The sequence below is a fragment of the Polynucleobacter sp. UK-Gri1-W3 genome, assembly GCF_018881595.1.
In the GTDB taxonomy this organism is placed as follows: Bacteria; Pseudomonadota; Gammaproteobacteria; order Burkholderiales; family Burkholderiaceae; genus Polynucleobacter.
The window spans coordinates 148,159-171,537 of record NZ_JACVQA010000008.1 but is presented as its reverse complement, the minus strand read 5'-3'; the positions used below and the strand labels follow the sequence as shown (position 1 = coordinate 171,537).

Here is a 23,379-nt window from a genome sequence, read left to right as displayed (position 1 = left end):
GGGAATCTCATTGAGTCGATGAATTTCTCCGCCCCATTTATCCACCGACCTGTTGCTACCACCCTCATGATGTTGGCCATCATGCTGGCCGGTGCTACTGCCTTTCAATTACTGCCAGTATCGCCCTTACCGCAAATCGACTTCCCTACCATCTCTGTTTCAGCCAACCTTCCTGGCGCAAGCCCAGAAACCATGGCGGCAACTGTTGCCACTCCCTTGGAGCGATCTCTAGGCCGGATTGCAGGTGTTTCAGAAATGACCTCATCAAGTTCATTGGGATCCACTCGTATCACATTGCAATTTGATCTCAGCCGTAATATTGATGGCGCTGCGAATGATGTTCAGGCGGCAATTAATGCAGCGCGTAGCTTGCTACCGACGGGATTGCCAAGCAACCCAACCTATCGCAAAGTCAATCCAGCAGATGCGCCCATCATGATTGTGAGTTTGACATCGGAGACGATGCCAAGAGCGCAGCTGTATGATGCTGCCGCAACTATTTTGGCGCAAAAAATTGCCCAATCTAAAGGAGTCGGTCAGGTCTCTGTCGGGGGGAGTTCATTACCGGCAGTGCGAGTAGAAATTAATCCTACCGTCATGTCTGCCTTGGGGATTGGCTTCGAGGATGTGCGTAGCGCGATTGCGGCATCTAATACGGTGCGGCCTAAGGGGCAGATAGAGAGCGGTGAAAGAGCCTGGCAAATCACTGCGAACGATACCTCTTCAACGGCGCAAGACTACATTCCCGTAATTATTGGTTACCACAATGGTTCTCCGGTTCGTATTGGCGATATTGCACAAGTAGTGGACTCCGTTGAAGATTTACGCAACGGCGGTCTTGCCAACGGTAAGCCAGCAGTGTTACTAGTAATTTGGCGTCAACCAGGCGCTAATATTATTGAAACAGTGGATGGTGTTAGAGCCCTGCTTCCCCAATTAGAAGCCTCCATTCCTGCGGCAATCCACATGGAAGTGCCGCTGGATAGAACGCCCACTATTCGGGCCTCGCTGAAAGAGGTGGAGCGCACGCTCATGATTTCCGTAATGTTGGTGGTGATGGTGGTCTTTATTTTCCTAGGGAATGTACGTGCCACTATCATTCCGAGTATTGCAGTGCCAGTCTCGCTAGTAGGTACGTTTGCCGCGATGTATTTATGCGGCTTCTCTTTGAATAATCTCTCTCTGATGGCCCTCACAATTGCTACTGGTTTCGTCGTGGACGATGCCATTGTCGTGTTGGAGGTCATTGCACGTCGCATTGAGAATGGTGAGTCACCACTAAGCGCCGCCCTCAAGGGCTCACGTGAAATCGGCTTCACCGTACTCTCTATAACGGTGTCTTTAGTAGCGGTATTTATTCCTATTCTCTTAATGGGTGGCATCGTCGGCAGACTCTTCCGTGAATTTGCCATCACTTTATCCGTTGCGATTACCGTCTCGCTCCTGATCTCTTTAACTGCTACCCCGATGCTCTGCGCACGCTTATTGAAGCCTCATGTGCATTCTGAACCTACGGGTTTCATGCTCAAGATTGATCTCTTCTTCAAGAAACTCAACCAACGCTATGCAAGCTCTTTAGAGTATGCCTTGTCCCATCAACGACTGACCATGCTGATCTTGTTTGCCGTCATTGGTCTGAACGTGTATTTATATATCGCCATTCCCAAGGGCTTCTTTCCACAACAAGATACCGGCAGGGTAATTGGCAACATTCAAGCAGATCAAGCTATCTCCTTTCAGGCAATGCAACAGAAGATGGCGCAGTTTATGAACATCGTGATGCAAGATCCCGCAGTCGATAAAGTAGTGAGTTTCAATGGTGGAGGTCAAACCAATACAGGCAGTTTATTTATGTCTCTCAAGCCTCTGAGTGAGCGCAAGATCAATGTTGATGAGGTGATCAGCAGGATGCGCCGCAAACTCAACGCAGTAGCGGGAGCAACCCTCTATTTACAGGCCGTCCAAGATATTCGCATGGGGGGCAGACCGAGTAATGCACTTTATCAATTTACCCTACTGGGCGATAACTTAGAGGACCTGAGGATATGGGGTCCTAAAATTCGATTTGCGATGATGGATTTACCCGAAATCGTGGATGTGAATACCGATGCTCAAGATAAAGGGATTCAGACCACCTTGACCATTAATCATGATGATGCTGCCAAGTTGGGTCTAACAACTAATTTGATTGACACCACCCTGAATGACGCCTTTGGTCAACGTCAAGTGTCGACCATTTTTAATCCCCTCAATCAGTATCACGTAGTCATGGAAGTCGCACCCCAGTACTGGCAGAACCCAGCTACCTTGAAGGATATCTATATTAGTACAGGAGCGCCTCGCCCAAATTCGTATTCAGTGGGCGCAGCGCAGTCGATTACGGCCGCGACGACCCCGATCGGTGCGATTCATACGCCGGGGAGCAAAGTGACTTCCGCACAAGTCCCCCTCTCCGCCATCGCCACGTATGCGCCAACGAATACCCCTTTAGTAGTCAATCATCAGAGCCAATTCACTGCCACGACGATCTCCTTTAACCTTGCGCCGAATGTGTCCTTGGGTCAAGCCTCGGAGGCCATCATGGCGACCATGGATAAATTGAACGTACCCAATACTGTACGAGGCAACTTCCAAGGGACTGCCAAAGCCTTTAAGGATTCCCTTTCAAGTCAGCCCTGGCTGATTCTGGCAGCGTTTATCACGGTCTACATTGTTCTAGGCATCTTGTATGAAAGCCTCATTCATCCCATTACGATTCTCTCAACCTTGCCCTCGGCTGGTGTCGGAGCACTTTTAGCCCTAATGCTCTTTAATACGGAATTTAGCATCATCGCTTTGATTGGCGTCATTTTGCTAATCGGTATCGTGAAAAAGAATGCGATCATGATGATTGACTACGCGATTCATGCGCAGCGTACGGATGGCTTGTCGCCGCATGATGCAATTTATAAGGCCTGCCTATTACGCTTTCGGCCAATCATGATGACGACTATGGCGGCAATTTTAGGGGCCATTCCCTTAGCGATTGGTTCGGGTGATGGCGCTGAATTTCATCGCCCCCTGGGCATCTCCATTGTGGGCGGCTTAATTGTGAGTCAACTTTTAACGCTTTACACCACACCAGTGGTGTACCTCTACATGGAACGCTTACGTCAATGGCGGTGGGGGCGTCAATAAATGAGTAAGATTGGTAGCATGAATTCACAGCAACTCAAGCCCATTCTCATCGGAGCCATTTTTTCGGCGCTGATGGCTGGGTGTATGGTCGGGCCAGATTATGTGAAGCCCACAAGTCCGGTTGCACCGGCTTATAAAGAGTTAGACAGTAGTCAATCAGGTGACGGCTGGAAGCTTGCCGAGCCAAACGAAGCGGGCATGGATACCCAATGGTGGAGGGTGTATCACGACCCCGTGCTTGATGAGCTGATGACTAACATCGCCATTAACAATCAAAATGTGATTGCGGCCGAAGCACAGTATCGACAAGCCACCGCTCTATTGACCCAAGCACGTGCGGGTCTCTTTCCTACCTTAACAGGCAATGCCGGCGGCACCCGGGGCACTGCAAGCAATAATGGCAATACCTCAAGTTCAGTAGTGCAAAGCTCCAATGCCAATATTGGAGCCAGTTGGATTCCGGATATTTGGGGTCAAGTCAGGCGCAATGTTGAGGCGGGCGGTGCAAATGCTCAGGCCAGCGCTGCTCAGATTGCAGCCATCACCCTCTCAACCCAGGCTACCTTAGCGCAAACCTACTTCGCCTTGCGCATTGCTGATATGCAAACGCAAATGTATGACTTCACGATCGACGCTTATCAAAAATCGCTCACGATTAGCCAAAATCAATATGACGCAGGGATCGTTACACAACTTGACGTTGCCCAAGCGCAAACTTTATTGGAATCGACTAAGGCGCTTGCGATTGATCTGAAATTGACGCGTGCGCAGCTTGAGCATGCCCTCGCCGTTTTAGTTGGTCAAACACCCTCCTCTTTTTCATTGCCGGCGCAAGTAAATGCGATTGACCCCCAAACTGGCTTAGTAGTTAGTCCTGTGACCAAGTTAGTCGCCTCGCTTCCAGATGTTCCCATCGGCATACCATCCCAATTGTTAGAGCGTAGACCCGATATTGCCTCTGCTGAGCGTCAAATGGCGGCAGCCAATGCCAAGATTGGCGTGGCAACCGCGGCTTTCTTTCCCACACTAACTATTTCGGCTGCGGGTGGCTTTCAAGGGGTGGAACTACCGAACCTAATCAGTATGCCCCTTAGGTATTGGTCATGGGGGCCCGCCTTAGCCCAGCCCTTATTTGATGGCGGTTTACGCGTGGGCGCCTTACGTCAAGCCGATGCCGCATATGACCAAAATGTGGCTACTTATCGCCAGACAGTACTGAGTGCCTTTCAAAATGTCGAAGACAATTTAGTTGCGTTACGCTTACTCCAAAGCGAAAGTAAGGCACAAGCAAGTGCTGTGAAATATGCACAAGCTGCGGTACGGATTAGTTTGAACCAATATAAGTCGGGGATCGTGAATTACCTGAACGTCTCTACCGCCCAAGCCACTGAGCTCTCGAATGAGCGTACGCTCATGTCCTTATTAAATCGGCAAATTTCAGCCCATGTAGGCCTGATTACCTCCTTAGGCGGCGGCTGGGATGCCAGCCTGCTTGCAAACAAGTAAATAGTAAACTCTATAAATCTTACAAGGAATTGAATATGAAACGCAGTCTCTTTTTAGCTACCCTCTTCTGCGCCGTCATCGCTGGAGTAACTGGGTGCTCCCATCCCGATAAGCTCGTGAACGAGCAAGAGTCTCAATCGGTATACATGTCCACCCGCCTAGTGTCCAATACACCAATGGGTATCAAAAGCTATATCGGGCCCCATATTAATACGATGGGAGATCAAAATACCTATCAAATGTATAGCCTAGAGAGCACCACCAATCCTCAGGGTGTGATCTCCTACCGCGTGATCGTCATGCTGACTTACTTTACAAAATGGCGCTATTACGATTCAGCAAATCTAGAAAACGTACCAAACAAAACCTTCAGCGTGATTTCGCGCGAAGCTGGAATCTGTGGAGAGCAAGGTTGCATCTTTAAAGAGCTAATGGCGATCGAACTCGATCCAAAATTCTTGGCAAGTCATAGCAAGACTGGCTTTCAGCTCGAGATTAAGTCCCAGACTGGCAATAGCAATGTGATTTATGTTCCTGCGCCCTACATACAAGGCTTTATGGGGGCGGTAACCGGGAAGCAGATCTGAGGATCTGTCGTAACGAATATTGATGGCGGAAGAGGTGAGATTCGAACTCACGGAGGACTTTCATCCTCGCCAGTTTTCAAGACTGGTGCATTCAACCGCTCTGCCACTCTTCCTTTGCGATTTCAGCACTAGATTATAAGGAATTCGGTGAGCCACTACTTAAAAATGCAATAAGCCCCCTTCTAAAGATTGCTTCCATTGGCTTAAATACTCTATGTGCACCAACCGATATAGCCTTTTCTCTGATAAACTAGTCAGATAACTAGTCAGGAGTACGGGTGATGAATAAGCACTGGGCAGTTCAAGATGCCAAAGCAAAATTTAGCGAGTTACTAAACGCCTGCCTTGAAGAAGGTCCACAAGTGGTTACTAAGCGGGGGCATGAAGCAGCCGTATTAATCACCATCCAGGAGTGGAATACATTGAAAAAGTTAGCTAAACCTTCTCTTAAATCGCTTTTGCTTTCAGAGCAAGCCAAGGGTGACCTAGTGCTGCCAAAGCGTGGCCAAGGTGTATTTCGAAAATCCATCAAACTGTAAGACTGCTCATGTACTTACTAGACACCAATATTATTTCAGAACTACGTAAACCAAAACCGCATGGAGCAGTATTAGAGTGGTATGAGAACATTTCAGATAATGATCTTTATATTTCCGCAGTCTCGATCGGTGAAATTCAAGCAGGCATTGAGTTGACTCGTGAGCAAGATAAAAATAAAGCAGAGTCTTTGGAGAGTTGGTTGCAACAAGTTTCAAATGCACATCATGTCTTACCGATGACGGGATCAACCTTTAGATTGTGGGCAAAGCTCATGCATAAAGAAAGTAATACCGTTTGGGAAGATGCCATGATCGCAGCGACAGCTATTGATCAGAAACTCATTGTGGTCAGTAGAAATATAAAAGACTTCAAACGATTTAAAATTAATTTACTGAACCCATTCGAATATCGAGCTCAAGTAGATTAAGACCTCTTAATTAAACCTTCTAAATGCTTGGCAATAGCTAGGCTGGAGGTTAATCCTGGGGACTCAAAGCCATATAGATTAAAGAGTCCTTCCAGGCCATGGTCCTTGGGCGCATTGAAGCAAAAGTCCCCTGCAGGCGCGTTTGGCGGAACTATCTTTGCCCTCACCCCAGAGTAATCAGGTTGCAATGCATTGTCCTTAAGGCCTGGCCAATAGCGTCTTACGGCCTCATAGAAACCTTCACCTCGCTTTGGATTTACGGTGTAATCAATTTGGCTTTCTTCATCGATTTCAAGCCATTCGACGTCGGGCCCAAACTTGGCCTGCCCACCCATATCCAAAGTGAGATGTACGCCTAGACCACCAGGTTCAGGGACGGGATAAATCAAATGTTTGAATGGTGATTTTCCAGAAAGGGAAAAGTAATTACCTTTAGCAAAATACGCTTTGGGGATTTGTTCCTGTGAGAGTCCTTCTATCTTTCTCGCAATGGCTGGTGCACTCATACCAGCACAATTGATCAGAAGCTTGGTTTGAATCTTCATTCCATCAGCGCCACCAATTTCTAATTCAAAGCCATCTTTGGCGTTTTCACCGATAGGCTTTGCACTCATCAGCGGTGACTGATAAGCCACCATGCCACCCGCATCCTCAAAGCCACCAAGAAGAGAAAGCATGAATCCATGGCTATCAACAATGCCTGTTGAAGCAGAGAGAACTGCTGCCGCACAATTAAGTTCGGGTTCCATTGCTTTAGCCTGATCACCAGTAATCATTTTGATTTCTGGGACTTCGTTTTGCTGTGCTTTGTACAGAATTGCATGGAGATCATCTAATTGAGAGTCATCACTGGCTACGATCAATTTTCCATAAGGTTGAGTGGCAACATGGTGAGTGCGGCAATACTCGTAGAGCATGCGATTGCCTTCAACGCAAAGTTTGGCTTTGAGTGAATCTTTTGGATAGTAGATACCAGCGTGGATTACTTCGCTATTACGCGCACTGCTAATCGTGCCAAAAGCACTTTCCCGCTCAAGCAAAATCGTTTCGCGGCCCTGCAGGGCCATTTCCCTCGCAACGGCCAGGCCAACGACCCCGGCACCGATGACGACACAGTCGACTTGATCCATTTATCTGCCTAAGCCCTGAATTATTGTTATTTGCATCCTGAAATCGTAACATTTTCAGTGTTTTAGTGGGTTTTGGGGTACTTCTTGATAAAATCTTTAGATGTCTTCAAAACCAGCTGCAGATAACCTGAAAACCCTATTCAGCGCCCAAGATATCGTTTTAGATAGCGCGTATCAAGGCATTGATGCTGCCAGCTGGAAATCTCTCTTTAAACAGGCTAAAGATGCTCATTTAGAGCAGTTTATTGCCGACCTATTTGCCGGTAAGCCAGTCAATAACTCTGAGAATCGCCCCGCCCTTCACTCTGCTCTACGCAACCTGGACAAAACTCCAGTTTTAATCAACGGTAAAGATGTCATGCCCGAGGTTGCTCAAGTGTGGCATCGCATTGAGGCGCTCTGCAATAAATGGGTTGGCGTTACTGATGTGATTCACATTGGTATTGGTGGGTCTGACTTTGGTCCCCGTTTAGCCATTGAAGCTTTAGCCCATGTTCCGGATATTGAAAGCCGCGGGATGCGCATGCATTTCTTGGCCAATATCGATACCGCCGAACTCAATCGCATATTGCAACGCGCTTTACCCCATAGCACCAAGGTAATCATTGTTTCCAAGTCCTTTACAACACTGGAAACCACCATGAATGCGGAAGCTGTGGTGAAGTGGCTTAAAAATAATGGTCTTACCGACAGCCAAGTGAGCAAATCTCTCTTTGCTGTTACAGCCAATATTCCTGCAGCTGAAGAATTTGGTATCAATCAAGACCACATCTATCCGTTTTGGGACTGGGTCGGCGGCCGTTACTCCGTATGGTCTGCCGTAGGTTTACCAATTGCCCTGCAGTATGGCTTTGATAACTTTAAGCAGTTCCTAGCTGGTGCCCAGGCAATGGATCAGCACTTTACGTCTGCGCCTCTCGAAGAAAATCTGCCAGTGATCATGGCGCTCAGCCTGCTCTATCAGCAAGAAAAGCACAACATTAAATCGTATGCTGTTATTCCGTATGCAGATGCTTTGGATTGGTTTCCGAAGTGGTTGCAACAGCTAGATATGGAAAGTAATGGCAAGAGCGTTGATCGTGATGGTAAGCCGGTGAAGTTTTCTTGCCCAGTTGTATTTGGTAGCTCAGGAAGCAATGCACAGCATTCTTACTTTCAGTTATTACATCAAGGCACCGAAGTCATTCCCATTGATTTCATTGCGGTACGCGAACCCATGAGCAAGCTGCCTGAGGCAAAAGCGCATCACCGCATTCTATTGTCGAACTGCCTGGCGCAAGCCCAAGCACTTGCTAATGGCAAGAAGACTGATAACCCGAACAATACTTACCCTGGTAAACGCCCTAGCAACCTACTCATTCTGCCCAAGCTCAATGCCTTTTACTTAGGCGCACTCTTGGCGCTTTATGAGAATCGTACGGCTGCATTAGGTGCCCTATGGAATATCAATAGCTTTGACCAACCAGGCGTAGAGCTTGGCAAAGTGCTGGCTAAGCCAATTGAGGCCGCATTAAAGAATGGTGGCACGGTACAAGCTGATGCCGGTATTGATGCTGTAACGGCTGCTCGTATTAATTTATTTAATCAATAGTTTATTAATAGCTATATAGATCTAGCTTCAGTCTAGACATCGAAAGAACACTCATGCAACTCTCTCCATCCATTTTCAAAGCTTATGACATTCGCGGCATTATTGATGAGACTGTAGATCCATCAATTGCCAAGCTGATTGGTCAAGCATTTGGTACGGAGATGCGCGAACTTGGCGAAACCGAAATCGTAATCGGACGCGATGGTCGTTTATCAGGCCCAAGCCTAATTGAGGCTTTGACCGAAGGCTTACTTTCTACTGGTATCAATGTGATTGATCTGGGAATGGTTGCGACACCAATGGTGTACTTTGGCGCCAACCAGATACTTAATGGCAGGAAACCGAAATCCGGCATCATGATTACTGGCAGCCATAATCCACCCAACTACAACGGCTTTAAGATGGTTCTGGGTGGAGCAGCGATTTATGGCGATCAAATCCAGGCATTACGTAAACGTATTGAGGCAAAGCAGTTTGCTACGGGCCAAGGAACTAGATCTACCTTTGATATCTTCCCAATGTACTTAGAGCGCATTGTGAGCGACGTGAAGTTGGCTCGTCCTATGAAGATTGTCGTGGATTGCGGTAATGGTGTTGGTGGTGCATTTGCTGGCAAACTATTTAGAGCTTTAGGTTGCGAAGTGCAAGAACTCTTTTGCGAAGTTGATGGTCATTTTCCGAATCACCATCCAGATCCAGCGCATATTGAGAACTTGCAAGATCTTATTAAGAACTTACAAACTACCGATAATGAATTGGGCCTTGCTTTTGATGGCGATGCCGATCGTTTGGGCGTAGTGACGAAAGATGGACAGGTTATTTTCCCAGACCGTCAAATGATGCTGTTTGCAAAGGATGTACTCTCACGCAATCCTGGCGGTCAGATTATTTATGACGTTAAATGCACACGCAACCTAGCTACTTATGTGAAAAAACATGGTGGCGAGCCTTTGATGTGGAAAACAGGCCACTCTTTAGTGAAAGCTAAGCTCAAAGAGACTGGTGCACCATTAGCCGGCGAAATGTCTGGCCATATATTCTTTAAAGACCGTTGGTTTGGTTTTGATGATGGCTTGTATACCGGCGCACGTTTATTAGAGATCCTCTCCAAAGAGAAAGATCCAAATCAAACGCTTAATGACTTGCCAAATGCTATTTGCACGCCTGAATTGCAATTGGCTTGTGCTGAGGGAGAACCATTCGCCCTGCTGGAAACCATTAAAGCGAATGCCAAGTTCCCCACTTCTGAATCAATCAACACGATTGATGGTGTGCGCGTGGAATATGCCGATGGCTTTGGTCTGGCTAGACCTTCAAATACAACACCAGTAGTGGTGATGCGCTTTGAGGCTGATAGTGAAGAAGCAATTGCCAGAATTCAGGCAGAGTTTAAGGCGGTATTGTTAGCAGCCAAGCCGGGCGCAAAGCTGCCGTTTTAGCCTCTAATTGCAATATCCACATAATTTATGCACATATTGACTGCGTATAAATTACCCCATAATAGTGCCATGTTCAATCATGACACTTTACGCAGCAACATAAAAGAAAAAGAGCGGCTCTGGAAATTGGAGAATGCAAAATTTATCAGTGAATACAATCAAATCACTGATGAAGAAGGGCTTCCACTTGATAAGTGGAGAACTTTTTAAAGTTAAGACTTAGCATTTATCAAAATAGCGATGATTACACTAAAACAACCCCTTACATTCTTGGTGTACTAACAGATCTTGAGCGGGTTAAATATCCGTATCGTCATTCCGCTTCGGAACAGTGAGCGATATCAAAACTTAAGCGCTTCGCAGGATTTGATGCCAAGGCTAGCGATAAAGGGCAAAGAATTTGTTCTTGATACACCCAGAATGGCAGCAATACCTTCAAAACACCTTAAAAAAGAAATTGGGAATTTAAGAGATCAACAACAGATTGTTATAGCCGCTATTGACAGGTTATTCCACGGGTTCTAGTGAAATAGCGGCTTGTCAGGCGCATCAACCTCCCCTGCTCCAAGAACAACATCTTGAACTTGGGGTACCTCACCCCAAGAAGCGTGTTCACGCAATTGATTGAGCAATAAACACATTGCTTGTAAGGTAGGTCCAGCCATCTTGAGGTTGATGTTGGCTCCACCAGGAAGCACCAAGTCTAATGACAACATGTCTTCAGCATCTTGCTTCTCAAAAGCGCATTTGACGTCCATGACGAGAACAGGATCTGCGCCTAAAGGATAGGCGCTTGCAGGCTGATAAGTCTTGGGCTTTACCGCCTCTCGCTGTTCTCTCTCCTTTTTTACAGCTTCTTCACCAAATTGGGCAATGGCTTTTGCCGCTTCCGGGGTATGGGATTGCTCCAGATTCTTAACCAATAGATGGGAAGTTGCAGCGAGAATAAATAAAGTAACGCGACGAGTAAACCAGAAGCGAAACTCAGTGTCTTCACTGGTATTAAAGCGAAAGAGCAAGCGATCATCGTTCGCTAAATAGGTGGCATTAAATTGTTTAATCGTCATGACTAAATAGTAGCTGAAATTAATCTCAACCCTTTACACACTCCTCAGTAAGCTCAGCTTCACAAGGAACAATAGTGCTTGGCTCCCCAACAGAGACTTTGGATCCCTCGCCATAGCGATTCGAGCTGAATAACTCATTATCGGGATCTAATGGAGGTAAATAACCACTCAAAATACGTGGGGCAATGCGCGGAATAGTATTTTGCGTTACCGCAGGTGCTAAACCACCATTACCCAGCCTGAGGTAAGCGGCTAAATCATCGCGCAATCCGCTAGGTCCATAGAGCAGGATTGCGCCATCTTTAGTTGTCAAATAGATTGGGCCTGCACCCGGTGCAGGATCAAAAATAATGCCATTACCTGAATAAGTCTGCGGGCCAATTGTTGATATACCAGCGCCAATAGTGATATCACCTGCAAGTGCACCTGGTTTAGCTGGATCCGGATCTAGATGCATTTCAGTAACCACGACCAAGCCGCCAAGCGGAACGATTGAACCAATAGCACCTCTAAAGGTAATTAACGGAATCTGATGTTGTAGGCACTAATAGTCGTTAAGGTCTGGCTATTTTTATTGGTGTACTCTTTGATATCGTAGTTGGCAGTCACGTTTACGTTAGTACCCTGACTTCTAACCAGTGGGTATGCGGCACTTACACCGGTAGTCCAGGCATCACCGTATCCAGCATTAGCAGTATTGGCGTAATTGCTAACGTTCTTATAGTTCAGAAAGGTTCCAGCGACTCCTAAGCGCAATCCATCTTTAGAAGCAGGTAAAGAGTAGGCAGCTTGTACATATTGCGAGCCTTCTGAATAAATACCATTCACCGATATTTGATCGCCAATACCCAATGGATTGATTCCACTTAAAGCAATAACTCCCTGATTGGCTACAGTAGTTCTACTGCCGTAGTTATTCGCCTCTACCCTACCTTGGTACTACTGCGGCTCTGTGAGTTGTAATCGTAATGCCGTCTCGCCATCTTTCTCACCTGGCTCTAACTGGCTGGAGACCATAACGCCCGGGGTCTCATTAAGAATAATCAAAGCACGTTCGATAGCTTGCGTATTGAGCGGCTGACCTACCGGGTTTGCATAAGTAATGTATTCAGCAGCCGTTTCTTTACTAAAACGTGTGGGTCCATTTGGAGTATCAACAATGACACTACTCAACTTCGCTTCTGTTACTAAGATTTTCACAACACCGTTAGCGATTTTTTGTGGTGGCAATATTGCCTGCACTGTATAGCCACTCTTACGATAGAATTCGACAACAGCGTCACAAGCTTTTTGCAAATCATCAAAATTAACGGCACGACCTACCCAAGACTTCAATACCTCTTGAATGCTAGCTTCAGGAATAATACTAATACCCTCTAAAACAAATTGCTTCACCTGGAACGTCAACTCATCTTTACGCGCTTCACCGGGACGAGCGCCATCTCTTGAACTAGGCTCTGGAAGCGCTAACGGTGATGGCAAAGGTAGCTGCTTCTCTAAGTTCTGCTGCAATGCACCCGCATCTACCTGAGCAAAAACTTGTGCGGATACTGTAAGGCTAATCACTGCCAAGGCAATACGCGTTTTTTTGGATTGGCAAAGAGAAGTAAAGGACATGTAGGGAGACTATGTATAGGAGGCGTAAATTAAGCTAAGGTCTTCATAAATAATGTATAAATTTTACTTTGAATAAGGTGAACTCCCATTAACTTAAGGGATAACAAGCGCCTTTGGCCTAAATTGACTGATTTCAGACAAAATAATGGTCTGTCGATTAAGATTTCGTATGAATTCAACTGCTAGTTCCCCTATTTCCTTCGATTACCCCCAGCAAGACTCTGCTGGCGTCACCTGTACAGCCCAGGCTTGGGCCAAGACCCCTCCCCAACTTCATGGTTCTGAAAAAGCAGCCGTGATTGCACGCATCAAACAGCTTCTGATAGAAAAGGATGCAGCACTGGTTGCTCACTACTACGTAGATGGCGATATACAAGACTTAGCCTTGGAAACCGGTGGGTTTGTCGCCGACTCTTTAGAGATGGCGCGTTTTGGTAAGAACCACTCTGCAAAGAATCTGATTGTTGCCGGCGTACGTTTCATGGGTGAATCTGCCAAGATTCTCAGCCCAGAAAAACGCGTGTTCATGCCTGACTTGGATGCAACATGCTCTCTAGACTTGGGTTGCGACGCTGCTGACTTTGCTACTTTTAGAGCTGCGTACCCTGATCGCGTCGTCGTTGTTTATGCAAACACCAGTGCAGCAGTAAAAGCGCAAGCCGATTGGATGGTGACTAGCTCTTGTGCATTAGCCATCGTTCATCAACTTAAGGTTGAGGGTAAAAAAATCTTGTGGGCACCTGATCGTCATTTAGGTCGCTACATTCAAGAACAAACTGGCGCTGATATGTTGTTGTGGAACGGTGCTTGCATTGTTCATGATGAATTTAAGGCAGTTGAATTGGGGATGCTCAAAGCAGCACATCCTAACGCCATGATTTTGGTGCACCCTGAATCTCCGCAGGCTGTTGTTGACCTTGCAGACGTTGTGGGCTCTACCTCTGCCATGATTAAAGCAGTTGTCGAAGGTAGCGCTACTGAATATATTGTGGCAACCGATAACGGCATCTTGCATCGCATGCGCCAATTGGCGCCGAATAAGAAATTGATTGAGGCACCAACTGCTGGCAACAGCGCAACCTGTAAAAGTTGTGCACACTGCCCTTGGATGGCCATGAATGGCTTACAAGGAATTTTAGATTGCCTAGAAAATACTTCTGGCGAAATTCTCATCGAAGAGCCCATTCGTATTGAGGCTTTAGGTTGTATTGAGCGCATGCTCGATTTCACCAAGAATCATCCCGACCTTTTAGCTAAAGCACAGCATGGCTTTGTAAAGAATATTGGTGCAGCTTAATTTAAGTTTTTTTACTTTTTCTTTTAGATAGATATTGTTTGTCATGTTCGATTACAACGAAACCTTAGAGCAAGCTCGCCAACGCAATATTGCAGATGCCTTAATGGAGGATATCGGTACCGGTGATTGGACGGCTAAACTCGTTCCCAGCAAGCCAGTAAAGGCGCAACTGATTGTTCGCCAAGAAGCCGTTCTTTGTGGAGTGGATTGGTTTGAGGGAACACTCAAGAAGCTCGATCCCAATGCAAAAATTATTTGGCATTACCTAGAGGGCAACATGATGAAGCCCGATACCAAGGTTTGTGATATCGAAGCTGACTCGCAGGCTCTACTCTCTGCTGAGCGCACCTGCATTAATTTCTTACAAACACTTTCTTGGACAGCCAGCATTACACGTCAGCACGTTGATGCCATTGCAGGGGCCAGCCCTAACCCTAAAGGCTGCGCTGTACTAGATACCCGCAAGACTGTTCCAGGATTGCGCCAGGCTCAGAAATACGCAGTACTTGTTGGCGGCGGCAAGAATCAACGATTAGCACTGTGGCATGGCATCTTAATTAAAGAGAATCATATTGCTGCTGCCGGTAGCGTGACTGCCGCACTTAAAAATGCGCAAGCTCTTAATGCAGGCGTGGATATTCAGATTGAAGTAGAAAACTTTGCTGAACTTGAAGAGGCTTTAGCTGCTGGCGCTAAAAGCATCTTGATCGATAACTTCAATACCGATCAAATGAAGCAAGCTGTTGCCATTACTGCTGGGCGTGCTTTACTGGAAGCCTCTGGTGGTATCAACCTAGACCAAATGCGCGCCATTGCAAGCACTGGTGTTGACCGCATCTCTCTTGGAAAACTCACCAAGGATGTACATGCGGTTGATTTCTCAATGCGCATTTTGTAGCAATTTGGCTATACCAATAGCACTTGAATACCCTTAGTTTCAATTAGCTGAAGTAGCTTGGCAGCGGCACCACTAGGGTGTTTTCCAGAACCTGTCGACTCCCATTTTTGAACTGTAGAGACGCTTACATTTAGTAGTGAGGCAAAAATGGATTGACTCATTCTTGCTTGATGAATGCGTATATCCGTCACTTTTTTAGGCGTAAATAAGGGTGGCTTTTCTAAGCAAAGGGTCTTCATTTTTGCATAATCATGCTTAGTTAAAAGACCGTGCTCCTCCAATGCCTGCGCCATTTCCAATAACTCGTCAAGCACCCTTCTATCTTCAGATTTTAATTTTTTACTCATTGCAATTTAGCTCCTTCAATATCCCAGCCCTAACTAGTACCCGCAATCTATTTCTATCTGCCTTTTCGAATGACTTAGCAATAATCGTTGCCGCCTCTTGCTCCACATTGCTAAAGTCAGAGCCGGGATAACTCTTTTCCCTGCCAACGATAAAAATAATTGCTTCCTTATTTTTCTTGGCAACAATAGTGCGAATGCCCCCACTTTTGCCCTGACCTGGAAGTGGGATTCTCTTTTTACATACCCCACCACCTAAGTCGGCCTCATAAACTCCTCGCTCAATCTCTCTAGCAGCATTACAAAGTTCTATAGCTCCAATAATTTTTCTTGCCCAACGATCGAATGTTTTTGTTTTTAAGACTATTTTCATAGTCGATATTTTAATGTATAGCACTCAGTGCTATAACATTGTATCCGACAATGAATTAGGGTTGCAAGTAGCCGGCTTTTATAGAAGAATTCCGTGCAAATCTATAAAGTTAAATCACACAAGTTATGCGCGTCATGTGAGAAGCCTGGTATCTACAACGCAAGAGGGAAGATGAAAAACAAAACTACAAGCCCCTATGATGTGGCAGAACATTTGCGCACACCCCAGGAGATGGCCCTCTATCTTCAAGCATGCATTGAGGAATCAAATGGAGATGTTGAATTTATAGCAAGAGCATTGGACGATATAGCTAGAGCCCAAGACGCAACCCTGGAACCCAATGAGCCAGGGCGTCCTGGGATTTAATACATTAACTACGCTTACGAGCAAGCGCACTAAATTACCCTTCCCTACCCTTGTAAATGATCTGCTTCTCCAGGGCATTACGAATAAATTCAATATTGCTTCGCAGGCTATAGCATTCAGCAGTGGTTAGCTTTGCTGCTTTTGATCTAAGTATTCTGCGCTCCATCTCATTGAGTACCTCAATATATTCACTGCGACGATTAGGGTCAAAGGTTTGAATTGTGTTCTGCTCAAATTTATCCAACTCTTTATAAATGGAGTTAATTTGCTTCTTAGCCAGGTTGGTTCTATATGTTGGAATTGATTTAATAACGGGATAAGCAAACGCAGCAAAGGGAAGCAACAGGAAGAACATGCGCTCCAAGAATTCAGCAAGCCAAAATGGCAAATACTTCATTAAGGTTGGAGTGCCTTTTTCATAGAAAAATTTTGCCTCTTCGCTCAATGGGGCCTCAGTGTTCATATACACCGGAAATTCTCCAGCTTTAGCAAAATAAGATTTATTACCGCTAATCTCTCGGGCGGCCTCTAGAAACAAAACTTGGATCGCTGGATGGAGGCGGTTATCAATTAAGAGATTGGTCGTGGTTGAGATCAATTGAATAGGATGATCCGGAATGTTTTTCCCGAGATCAAAGCCGCCCATTGGCACCGTCACTTCTTCAAAATATGGCAATAAACGGGTATAAGCATCTGCACGCGTGAATGAAGTCAGTTTAATTTCTGGATTTCTAATGAGTCTTTGTACATTTGGCGAATCAAAACCATCTACCAAAATCACGGCATCAATTTCACCCCGCTCCAAAGCACTAACACCCTCAGCATTCCCAAGACCAAGTAAATTAGGGGCGTCGCCATTCAAGCCATTGAGTTTAAATATACTAAGTGCCTGTGTACGCGTTCCACTCCCTACTGGGCCAATATTGATTTTGAGCTTAGCTATATCTCTATCAGATATATGAATACTTTCATTAAAAGCACTCTTACGGTAAAACATCCAAACTGGCTCATAGTCAACACTGCCGAGGGATTCCACACCAGACAGATTGTCTACTGCAATCATTCCACCCTGAACAAGGGCCGCCTGGATTGGATCCTTGCGATCAATTAAATGCTGTAGATTTAATTTGAACCATGGGTCTCCACCAGTTCGAGCTTAATTCCCTTTTTCTCAAAATAGGTCTTATATTTTTCACCCAAGACTTTGTAGGAGCCACCTGTACCGGTTGCCATTAATACTTTGTTCGGTGGCGCAGGCTTTGCGTACCAAACCAGGATAGATAAGGAAAGAATTAATAAGAAAACAAGTGGCCAGACTTCTCTTAAGGCACTAAACCAATTCTTGATTTCATCTGCTGCCGGTTGGTAAACAGCAGAGATATGTTCGCTGACTTCTTCTTTAAAACTGGCCATGTCATTCCTCGTGATATTGGGCTAGCTTATCACCAAAAACCCTGATTTAAGGGCTTGGAATGCGCTTTTAAGTGGCTGAATCGCTCTCAGCACCCTCTGCTTGAGGGGTAAGAATGGTTGGGTATGACACAGCCCAGGTGCCTGGGTAGTCGCGGCTGTAATGAAGGCCACGGCTTTCTCTTCGCATCAAGGCTGAACGCACAATGAGCTCTGCGCACTCTAAGAGGTTTCTGAGCTCAATTAAATCGCGCGTTACTTTGAAGTTGGCGTAATACTCTTGCACCTCGTAGCGCAACAGCTTAATGCGATGTAGGGCCCGTTCAAGACGACGATTGGTTCTCACAATGCCAACATAATTCCACATCAGGGAGCGTAGCTCATCCCAGTTATGGGCAATAACGACTTGTTCATCGGCATCTTCAACCTGGCTCTCATCCCATAAAGGAAGAGCAGGCATTGCTGGTGTCTTGAGATTGGATATGTCTTCTGCTGCTGCCTTACCAATAACTACGCACTCCAACAATGAGTTACTGGCCAAACGATTGGCGCCGTGTAGGCCAGTATAGGTTGCTTCGCCAACTGCATAAAGTCCTGGTAAGTCTGTGCGTCCTTTGAGGTCTGTGACTACTCCACCACAGGTGTAATGCGCAGCAGGCACCACCGGAATAGGCTCCTTGGTGACATCTAAACCGAGACTCATGCAACGCGCATAGATCATCGGGAAATGTTCTTTAATAAATGCTTCGCCTAAATGTGTAGCATCTAGATGGACATAGTCCAAGCCGTGCTTCTTCATTTCAAAGTCGATAGCTCTAGCAACAATGTCACGTGGAGCTAATTCATTACGGTCATCATGCTCTGGCATAAAGCGGCTGCCATTAGGCAGCTTGAGTAAGCCACCCTCACCGCGCATCGCTTCAGTAATCAGGAATGTACGATCGCTAGGGTGATACAAACAAGTCGGATGAAATTGTATAAATTCCATATTACCTACACGGCAGCCTGCTCGCCAAGCCATGGCAATGCCATCACCTGTAGCAGTGTCGGGATTGCTGGTGTAGCGGTAAACCTTACCAACGCCACCGGTAGCCAAAACAACTGACTTAGCTTCAATTGTCTCCACCTTATTATTCTTAATATCGAGTGCATACACACCGTAGCAACGATTAGGCTTAGTACGCTGAGTTTTAGCATCCAACTGACGATTGGTAATGAGATCGAGCGCAATCCAATGCTCTAGGATCTGAATATTTTTATGGGCTTTAGCTTTATCTAGTAAGACCTCATGAATCGCTTTACCAGTAGCATCGGCAGCATGAGCAATACGACGATGACTATGTCCGCCTTCACGGGTTAAATGCAAACCCATGGGGCCAGTCTCATCAGCTGTAAAGGGAACGCCCTGTTCTACTAGCCAACGAATCGCATCAGCACTTTCTTCCGCGATATAACGTGCAGTAGATTCCACCACAAGTCCTGCACCAGCATCTAAGGTGTCGGCAACGTGGGAGTCAATACTGTCATGCTCTTTATCCACAACCCCAACAATGCCGCCTTGTGCCCAAGCTGTAGCGGCCTCTCCTAAACCACGCTTAGCCATCAAAATCACGGGCTGAGACTCAGCCATATGAAGGGCAACAGTCAATCCAGCCAATCCAGCCCCAATGATAAGGACAGGAAGATCGGCGATTGCAGTGGTGTTTTGGGAGGGTTTGGAACTGGCCATAGAGGATCCATTCTAACTGGCATTAGAAATAAGGGTTGCCGTTAAATTCCTTTGTCACACGACGCAAAAGGAAGCAATTCGTCAAACTTAGACTCAGAAAGCGATAGAAGACAGTTAGCTACAAAGGTGGGTGGTAGCTCTGGATTATCTATGCACGCACGCTCCAATCGCGCTAAGAATTGAGCCTGCTCTTCCTTGGAATAACCGTTCTCAGCAGTGATGGTCTTCACGTAACTACATAAATTCCGCTCTAACATTGGGTACTTGCTGCCTAACCGATTGAGAGCAAAGACTTCACCTTAGCCCTTACTTCAGTGAGGGTCCTTGGATTCACTGTATTTTTATACTTTGCTTTTCTTATTTTCCAATCCAGAGACTTCACTTGGTCAGACAAGATAGCAGATTGCACCCCATCGATCTCAACCAACACCTCAAAGGGGTAGCCTTTAATCTGGGTTGTTAATGGGCAGCAAACCAATAAATTTGTTTTTTTGTTGTAACCCTCTGGGGTCAACACAACAGCAGGTCGACGACCAGCCTGCTCTCTTCCCGCCTGAGGGTCAAACACTAGCCAGACTACATCACCAGCCTCTGGCACATAAGCCCTAACCATTAGAGAAGCTCTTTGCCAACGGGCCCACCAAAGTCGGCCTCACCATGCAAATTCTTAGCGGTAATTCCTGACAATAGCTCATCCAGTGGATACTCTTGTTTAGTCATTGGCTCAATCACAATTCGACCCTTTTGCACTTTTACAGAAACAAGTTGATCAATATTCAATTGGGCGGACTTCATCACCGCAGCATTTAAACGCAAAGCTGGGCTGTTACCCCACTTTTTAATAATTGTTTGCATATGAGCCCCTCTAAATGTGTCTACATTGTATCTACATCATCCAATTCAAGCAAGTCAAAAAGAAAAACCCCGCCACAAGGACGGGGTTTTAGGGGGCTGTTCAAGTTAAACGTTAGACATCACCTTAGATCGACCTGGGGCATTCGTGCCATAGCCCATGATCTTGGCTACTTCCCCACCCTTAGCAAGCTTCACAGCGCAATACTTAAACTCTGGAATCTTGCCAAATGGATCTAGCGCTGAGTTGGTAATCAAGTTAGCCGCAGCCTCATAGTAGGCAAACGGTATAAAGATCACGCCTCTTGGTGTGCCATCATCTCTTCTGACGTGAATACCAACCTCACCACGACGAGACTGAACTGTAATGACGTCACCAGCAGATACGCCTAACTGGGTCATGTCCTCACCATTCATTGATACGGTAGCCATAGGCTCAATCGCATCCAGCACAGTGGCACGACGCGTCATACTGCCTGTATGCCAATGTTCTAACTGACGACCAGTGATCAACACAAATGGATATTCAGCGTCTGGGCGCTCGTTAGCTGGAATGATATCGGCTGGCACTAACTTCACTCTGCCATCCTTGGTATCAAACTTGTCATTAAACACAATTGGGCGACCGGGATCTTCAGCAGATAAACATGGATAGGTAACGCTAGATTCTTTTTCTAAGCGCTCCCATGTAATGCCATTGATCGCGCCATGCATTGCTTGACGCATTTCGTCATATACCTCAGCAACACCTGCATCAGGACCTTGGTAGTTCCAATTCAGACCCATACGCTTGGCAATTTCTTGAATAATCCACAAATCAGGCTTTGCATCACCAGGAGGGTTAATCGCTTTCTTGCCCATCTGAACCATGCGGTCAGTATTGCTAGCAGTACCAGCCTTTTCAGGCCATGCACTGGCTGGCAACACTACGTCAGCCAGGAGCGCAGTCTCCGTCATAAAGATATCTTGAACTACGAGAAGATCTAATGCAGCCAATGCATGACGAGCGTGATTTAAATCGGGATCGCTCATCGCGGGGTTTTCGCCTTCAACATACATGCCGCGAATCTTATCTGGGTCACTATCGGGAGCAGTGATCTTATGCATGATCTCTACAACGGTATAGCCAGGCTTTTTATCTAATGGCGTATCCCAGAACTTTTCAAACCAAGCATGTGCTTCTGGATTGTCAACACGCTGATAATTCGGGAACATCATTGGAATCAAACCAGCATCACTAGCACCTTGCACGTTGTTCTGACCACGCAATGGATGCAAACCAGAGCCTGGTTTACCAATTTGACCGGTGATACTCACTAAAGCGATTAAGCAGCGTGCATTGTCAGTACCGTGTACGTGTTGGCTTACGCCCATACCCCACAAGATCATTGCTGACTTTGTAGTCGCAAACTCTCTGGCTACTTCACGCAAGGTTTCTGCAGGAATACCGCAGATTGGTGCCATTGCTTCAGGGCTATAGCCCTTGATATTTTCTTTTAAGGCTTCAAAGTTATTCGAGCGATTCTGAATAAAGCCTTTATCAACTAAGCCTTCTTCAATTACCGTGTAGATCATGGCATTGAGCATGGCCACATCAGTATCTGGTTTGAACTGCATGGTACGCCATGCATGCTTGCTGATCTCTGTCGCGCGTGGGTCACACAAGACTATCTTGGCGCCACGTTTAGCGGCGTTCTTGAACCAGGTGGCAGCAACAGGATGATTGGCAGTTGGATTGGATCCAATCAAGAAAATCATGCTTGAGTGCTCAACGTCATTCACCTGATTACTTACTGCACCCGAACCAACACCCTCAAGAAGCGCTGCTACAGATGAAGCATGGCAAAGACGTGTGCAATGGTCTACGTTATTGCTGCCAAAGCCAGTACGAACCAGCTTCTGGAATAAATAGGCTTCTTCATTGCTGCCTTTTGCAGAGCCAAAGCCTGCCAATACCTTATTGCCGTATTGATCTTTGAGTTTCTTCAAGCCGCCGCCAGCAACTTCCAAAGCCTCTTCCCAAGTCGCCTCACGGAAGATGTCGGACCAGTCTTGCTTGCCTTCTAGGATGGACTCATCCTTAGGAACGCCTGCCCTACGAATTAATGGCTTAGTGAGGCGTTGTGGGTTATGGATGTAATCCATACCAAAACGGCCTTTAACGCAGAGGCGGTTGTGATTGGCTGGGCCATCACGACCTTCAACGCTCACAATTTTTTCGTCTTTGACGTTGTAAGTAATTTGGCAACCAACGCCACAGAATGGGCAAACAGAATCCACCTTGCGATCGACTGTTTGTGAACCAATTAAACCCTTAGGCATCAAAGCGCCGGTTGGACAAGCCTGAACGCACTCGCCACAAGCAACGCAAGTGCTATCGCCCATTGGATCATTTAAATCAAATACGATCTCGCTGTGACCGCCACGCATCGCGTAACCGATTACATCGTTGACTTGCTCTTCACGGCAAGCGCGTACACAACGGTTACATTGAATGCAGGCATCCAAGTTCACAGCCATCGCTGGGTGTGAAATATCACAACTGACCTTCTCGCGTCGCAATGCTTTGAGCTCGGGTCGAACTGTAACATCCATGCGTGCTGCCCAGGTGCTGAGTTCGCCATGTTGATTTTTTTGCTCTTCTTCCTTGCTGTCTCCAACCCACTTAAATCCTTCATCTGGCATATCAGAGAGCAACATCTCGAGAACTAACTTTTGACTCTTTACAGCACGCTCACTATTGGCTTTTACTTCCATACCAGGCGTTGCGCTTCGGCAGCAACTCGGCGCCAAAGTACGCTCGCCATTAATTTCTACCACGCAAGCGCGGCAGTTACCGTCTGGGCGATAGCCTTCTTTAAAACACAGATGCGGAATATCAACACCGTGGCGTTTGGCAGCCTTGAGAATCGTTTCGCCTTCATACGAAACGATGGTCTTGCCATCTAGCTTGAACTCAACGGTTTGTAATTCGAGTTCTTTTGGATTTGTGGGTGCGTTCATGTTTGTCTCGTTACTCCCTAATTTTT

General features: G+C 46.3%; 25 protein-coding genes, 1 tRNA gene and 1 pseudogene. 12 read left to right on the top strand and 15 right to left on the bottom strand.

Going from position 1 to position 23,379, the window contains the following annotated elements:
• Positions 1–18 precede the first annotated feature (18 nt).
• The 3 genes from ICN36_RS08780 to ICN36_RS08770 are packed head-to-tail and all read left to right on the top strand — an operon-like array spanning position 19 to position 5,270.
• Positions 19–3,177, top strand: coding sequence for an efflux RND transporter permease subunit (locus tag ICN36_RS08780; protein WP_216228004.1), 3,159 nt, complete (start codon positions 19–21; stop codon positions 3,175–3,177).
• On the top strand, positions 3,178–4,683 hold the full coding sequence (locus tag ICN36_RS08775; RefSeq protein WP_255531283.1) for an efflux transporter outer membrane subunit: 1,506 nt from the start codon (positions 3,178–3,180) through the stop codon (positions 4,681–4,683). It abuts the gene before it with no gap.
• Positions 4,684–4,718: 35 nt separating this feature from the next.
• Positions 4,719–5,270 (top strand): hypothetical protein, encoded by a 552-nt coding sequence (locus ICN36_RS08770; protein ID WP_216228003.1) that lies wholly within the window; start codon positions 4,719–4,721, stop codon positions 5,268–5,270.
• Between the two features lie 23 nt (positions 5,271–5,293).
• Here the strand turns inward: ICN36_RS08770 and ICN36_RS08765 are convergent.
• Positions 5,294–5,383 (bottom strand) — tRNA-Ser (locus ICN36_RS08765).
• A 168-nt stretch (positions 5,384–5,551) separates the two neighbouring features.
• Here ICN36_RS08765 and ICN36_RS08760 point away from each other — a divergent pair.
• Together ICN36_RS08760 and ICN36_RS08755 are read left to right on the top strand one after the other, a co-directional pair.
• The gene (locus ICN36_RS08760; RefSeq protein WP_071465897.1) at positions 5,552–5,809 is read left to right on the top strand and encodes a type II toxin-antitoxin system Phd/YefM family antitoxin; all 258 of its coding nucleotides are present in this window, start codon (positions 5,552–5,554) and stop codon (positions 5,807–5,809) included.
• Positions 5,810–5,817: 8 nt separating this feature from the next.
• Entirely contained in the window at positions 5,818–6,237 is a 420-nt protein-coding gene (locus ICN36_RS08755) for a type II toxin-antitoxin system VapC family toxin (RefSeq protein WP_071465898.1), read from the top strand.
• On the opposite strand, the gene ICN36_RS08750 is transcribed toward ICN36_RS08755, so the two are convergent.
• Entirely contained in the window at positions 6,234–7,367 is a 1,134-nt protein-coding gene (locus ICN36_RS08750; RefSeq protein WP_216228002.1) for an NAD(P)/FAD-dependent oxidoreductase, read from the bottom strand. The genes ICN36_RS08755 and ICN36_RS08750 overlap by 4 nt on opposite strands.
• Positions 7,368–7,467: 100 nt before the next feature.
• Between ICN36_RS08750 and pgi the strand changes: the two genes are divergently transcribed.
• From pgi to ICN36_RS12145, 4 genes are all read left to right on the top strand, one after another.
• On the top strand, positions 7,468–8,958 hold the full coding sequence (gene pgi / locus ICN36_RS08745; protein ID WP_216228001.1) for a glucose-6-phosphate isomerase: 1,491 nt from the start codon (positions 7,468–7,470) through the stop codon (positions 8,956–8,958).
• A gap of 53 nt (positions 8,959–9,011) precedes the next feature.
• Positions 9,012–10,397: a phosphomannomutase/phosphoglucomutase gene (locus ICN36_RS08740; RefSeq protein WP_216228000.1), complete on the top strand. Its 1,386-nt coding sequence runs from the start codon at positions 9,012–9,014 to the stop codon at positions 10,395–10,397.
• A 27-nt stretch (positions 10,398–10,424) separates the two neighbouring features.
• Positions 10,425–10,607 (top strand): type II toxin-antitoxin system CcdA family antitoxin, encoded by a 183-nt coding sequence (locus tag ICN36_RS12150; protein ID WP_370623468.1) that lies wholly within the window; start codon positions 10,425–10,427, stop codon positions 10,605–10,607.
• Positions 10,608–10,685: 78 nt separating this feature from the next.
• Positions 10,686–10,922: a CcdB family protein gene (locus ICN36_RS12145; RefSeq protein ID WP_216227998.1), complete on the top strand. Its 237-nt coding sequence runs from the start codon at positions 10,686–10,688 to the stop codon at positions 10,920–10,922.
• On the opposite strand, the gene ICN36_RS08725 is transcribed toward ICN36_RS12145, so the two are convergent.
• The 4 genes and pseudogenes from ICN36_RS08725 to ICN36_RS08710 all read right to left on the bottom strand — a co-directional run bounded on the left by ICN36_RS08725 (position 10,919) and on the right by ICN36_RS08710 (position 13,081).
• The gene (locus ICN36_RS08725; protein WP_216227997.1) at positions 10,919–11,464 is read right to left on the bottom strand and encodes a hypothetical protein; all 546 of its coding nucleotides are present in this window, start codon (positions 11,462–11,464) and stop codon (positions 10,919–10,921) included. The two genes, ICN36_RS12145 and ICN36_RS08725, sit on opposite strands and share 4 nt — an antisense overlap.
• Before the next feature lie 25 nt (positions 11,465–11,489).
• Positions 11,490–11,921 carry a hypothetical protein gene (locus ICN36_RS08720; protein ID WP_216227996.1) on the bottom strand — a complete coding sequence of 144 codons (432 nt, stop codon included), beginning with the start codon at positions 11,919–11,921 and terminating at the stop codon, positions 11,490–11,492.
• Positions 11,922–11,983: 62 nt separating this feature from the next.
• A pseudogene (locus ICN36_RS08715) lies at positions 11,984–12,388 on the bottom strand (ShlB/FhaC/HecB family hemolysin secretion/activation protein); the annotation flags it as partial.
• A gap of 15 nt (positions 12,389–12,403) precedes the next feature.
• The gene (locus ICN36_RS08710; RefSeq protein WP_216227995.1) at positions 12,404–13,081 is read right to left on the bottom strand and encodes a POTRA domain-containing protein; all 678 of its coding nucleotides are present in this window, start codon (positions 13,079–13,081) and stop codon (positions 12,404–12,406) included.
• A 169-nt stretch (positions 13,082–13,250) separates the two neighbouring features.
• On the opposite strand from ICN36_RS08710, the gene nadA reads away from it, so the two are divergent.
• Together nadA and nadC are read left to right on the top strand one after the other, a co-directional pair.
• Positions 13,251–14,378 (top strand): quinolinate synthase NadA, encoded by a 1,128-nt coding sequence (nadA, locus tag ICN36_RS08705; protein WP_216227994.1) that lies wholly within the window; start codon positions 13,251–13,253, stop codon positions 14,376–14,378.
• Between the two features lie 43 nt (positions 14,379–14,421).
• Complete coding sequence (gene nadC / locus ICN36_RS08700; RefSeq protein WP_216227993.1) at positions 14,422–15,276, top strand: carboxylating nicotinate-nucleotide diphosphorylase; 855 nt, start codon at positions 14,422–14,424, stop codon at positions 15,274–15,276.
• An 8-nt stretch (positions 15,277–15,284) separates the two neighbouring features.
• On the opposite strand, the gene ICN36_RS08695 is transcribed toward nadC, so the two are convergent.
• The gene (locus ICN36_RS08695; protein WP_076024163.1) at positions 15,285–15,623 is read right to left on the bottom strand and encodes a DNA-binding transcriptional regulator; all 339 of its coding nucleotides are present in this window, start codon (positions 15,621–15,623) and stop codon (positions 15,285–15,287) included.
• On the bottom strand, positions 15,616–15,993 hold the full coding sequence (locus tag ICN36_RS08690; protein WP_072583586.1) for a type II toxin-antitoxin system RelE/ParE family toxin: 378 nt from the start codon (positions 15,991–15,993) through the stop codon (positions 15,616–15,618). Before ICN36_RS08690 ends, ICN36_RS08695 begins: the two co-directional genes overlap by 8 nt.
• Positions 15,994–16,164: 171 nt before the next feature.
• Between ICN36_RS08690 and ICN36_RS08685 the strand changes: the two genes are divergently transcribed.
• Entirely contained in the window at positions 16,165–16,359 is a 195-nt protein-coding gene (locus tag ICN36_RS08685) for a DNA-binding protein (RefSeq protein WP_216227992.1), read from the top strand.
• Between the two features lie 34 nt (positions 16,360–16,393).
• On the opposite strand, the gene ICN36_RS08680 is transcribed toward ICN36_RS08685, so the two are convergent.
• From ICN36_RS08680 to fdhF, 7 genes are all read right to left on the bottom strand, one after another.
• Complete coding sequence (locus ICN36_RS08680; protein ID WP_216227991.1) at positions 16,394–17,422, bottom strand: TAXI family TRAP transporter solute-binding subunit; 1,029 nt, start codon at positions 17,420–17,422, stop codon at positions 16,394–16,396.
• A gap of 59 nt (positions 17,423–17,481) precedes the next feature.
• Positions 17,482–17,772 carry a hypothetical protein gene (locus ICN36_RS08675; RefSeq protein ID WP_216227990.1) on the bottom strand — a complete coding sequence of 97 codons (291 nt, stop codon included), beginning with the start codon at positions 17,770–17,772 and terminating at the stop codon, positions 17,482–17,484.
• Between the two features lie 67 nt (positions 17,773–17,839).
• Complete coding sequence (gene nadB, locus ICN36_RS08670; RefSeq protein WP_216227989.1) at positions 17,840–19,498, bottom strand: L-aspartate oxidase; 1,659 nt, start codon at positions 19,496–19,498, stop codon at positions 17,840–17,842.
• A gap of 41 nt (positions 19,499–19,539) precedes the next feature.
• Positions 19,540–19,755, bottom strand: coding sequence for a hypothetical protein (locus ICN36_RS08665; RefSeq protein ID WP_158009052.1), 216 nt, complete (start codon positions 19,753–19,755; stop codon positions 19,540–19,542).
• A 14-nt stretch (positions 19,756–19,769) separates the two neighbouring features.
• The gene (gene mazF / locus ICN36_RS08660) at positions 19,770–20,111 is read right to left on the bottom strand and encodes an endoribonuclease MazF (RefSeq protein ID WP_072583582.1); all 342 of its coding nucleotides are present in this window, start codon (positions 20,109–20,111) and stop codon (positions 19,770–19,772) included.
• Positions 20,111–20,353 (bottom strand): PbsX family transcriptional regulator, encoded by a 243-nt coding sequence (locus ICN36_RS08655; RefSeq protein ID WP_072583581.1) that lies wholly within the window; start codon positions 20,351–20,353, stop codon positions 20,111–20,113. Before ICN36_RS08655 ends, mazF begins: the two co-directional genes overlap by 1 nt.
• Before the next feature lie 105 nt (positions 20,354–20,458).
• Positions 20,459–23,353, bottom strand: coding sequence for a formate dehydrogenase subunit alpha (fdhF, locus tag ICN36_RS08650; RefSeq protein WP_216227988.1), 2,895 nt, complete (start codon positions 23,351–23,353; stop codon positions 20,459–20,461).
• Between the last annotated feature and the right edge of the window lie 26 nt (positions 23,354–23,379).

What these genes read in the sequence shown, in the direction of transcription:
- ICN36_RS08780 (WP_216228004.1), top strand. Translation starts at nt 19, where the DNA reads ATGAATTTCTCCGCCCCATTTATCCACCGACCTGTTGCTACCACCCTC.
- ICN36_RS08775 (WP_255531283.1), top strand. Translation starts at nt 3,178, where the DNA reads ATGAGTAAGATTGGTAGCATGAATTCACAGCAACTCAAGCCCATTCTC.
- ICN36_RS08770 (WP_216228003.1), top strand. Translation starts at nt 4,719, where the DNA reads ATGAAACGCAGTCTCTTTTTAGCTACCCTCTTCTGCGCCGTCATCGCT.
- ICN36_RS08760 (WP_071465897.1), top strand. Translation starts at nt 5,552, where the DNA reads ATGAATAAGCACTGGGCAGTTCAAGATGCCAAAGCAAAATTTAGCGAG.
- ICN36_RS08755 (WP_071465898.1), top strand. Translation starts at nt 5,818, where the DNA reads ATGTACTTACTAGACACCAATATTATTTCAGAACTACGTAAACCAAAA.
- ICN36_RS08750 (WP_216228002.1), bottom strand. Translation starts at nt 7,367, where the DNA reads ATGGATCAAGTCGACTGTGTCGTCATCGGTGCCGGGGTCGTTGGCCTG.
- pgi (WP_216228001.1), top strand. Translation starts at nt 7,468, where the DNA reads ATGTCTTCAAAACCAGCTGCAGATAACCTGAAAACCCTATTCAGCGCC.
- ICN36_RS08740 (WP_216228000.1), top strand. Translation starts at nt 9,012, where the DNA reads ATGCAACTCTCTCCATCCATTTTCAAAGCTTATGACATTCGCGGCATT.
- ICN36_RS12150 (WP_370623468.1), top strand. Translation starts at nt 10,425, where the DNA reads ATGCACATATTGACTGCGTATAAATTACCCCATAATAGTGCCATGTTC.
- ICN36_RS08725 (WP_216227997.1), bottom strand. Translation starts at nt 11,464, where the DNA reads ATGACGATTAAACAATTTAATGCCACCTATTTAGCGAACGATGATCGC.
- ICN36_RS08720 (WP_216227996.1), bottom strand. Translation starts at nt 11,921, where the DNA reads ATGCATCTAGATCCGGATCCAGCTAAACCAGGTGCACTTGCAGGTGAT.
- ICN36_RS08710 (WP_216227995.1), bottom strand. Translation starts at nt 13,081, where the DNA reads ATGTCCTTTACTTCTCTTTGCCAATCCAAAAAAACGCGTATTGCCTTG.
- nadA (WP_216227994.1), top strand. Translation starts at nt 13,251, where the DNA reads ATGAATTCAACTGCTAGTTCCCCTATTTCCTTCGATTACCCCCAGCAA.
- nadC (WP_216227993.1), top strand. Translation starts at nt 14,422, where the DNA reads ATGTTCGATTACAACGAAACCTTAGAGCAAGCTCGCCAACGCAATATT.
- ICN36_RS08695 (WP_076024163.1), bottom strand. Translation starts at nt 15,623, where the DNA reads ATGAGTAAAAAATTAAAATCTGAAGATAGAAGGGTGCTTGACGAGTTA.
- ICN36_RS08690 (WP_072583586.1), bottom strand. Translation starts at nt 15,993, where the DNA reads ATGAAAATAGTCTTAAAAACAAAAACATTCGATCGTTGGGCAAGAAAA.
- ICN36_RS08685 (WP_216227992.1), top strand. Translation starts at nt 16,165, where the DNA reads ATGAAAAACAAAACTACAAGCCCCTATGATGTGGCAGAACATTTGCGC.
- ICN36_RS08680 (WP_216227991.1), bottom strand. Translation starts at nt 17,422, where the DNA reads ATGATTGCAGTAGACAATCTGTCTGGTGTGGAATCCCTCGGCAGTGTT.
- ICN36_RS08675 (WP_216227990.1), bottom strand. Translation starts at nt 17,772, where the DNA reads ATGGCCAGTTTTAAAGAAGAAGTCAGCGAACATATCTCTGCTGTTTAC.
- nadB (WP_216227989.1), bottom strand. Translation starts at nt 19,498, where the DNA reads ATGGCCAGTTCCAAACCCTCCCAAAACACCACTGCAATCGCCGATCTT.
- ICN36_RS08665 (WP_158009052.1), bottom strand. Translation starts at nt 19,755, where the DNA reads ATGTTAGAGCGGAATTTATGTAGTTACGTGAAGACCATCACTGCTGAG.
- mazF (WP_072583582.1), bottom strand. Translation starts at nt 20,111, where the DNA reads ATGGTTAGGGCTTATGTGCCAGAGGCTGGTGATGTAGTCTGGCTAGTG.
- ICN36_RS08655 (WP_072583581.1), bottom strand. Translation starts at nt 20,353, where the DNA reads ATGCAAACAATTATTAAAAAGTGGGGTAACAGCCCAGCTTTGCGTTTA.
- fdhF (WP_216227988.1), bottom strand. Translation starts at nt 23,353, where the DNA reads ATGAACGCACCCACAAATCCAAAAGAACTCGAATTACAAACCGTTGAG.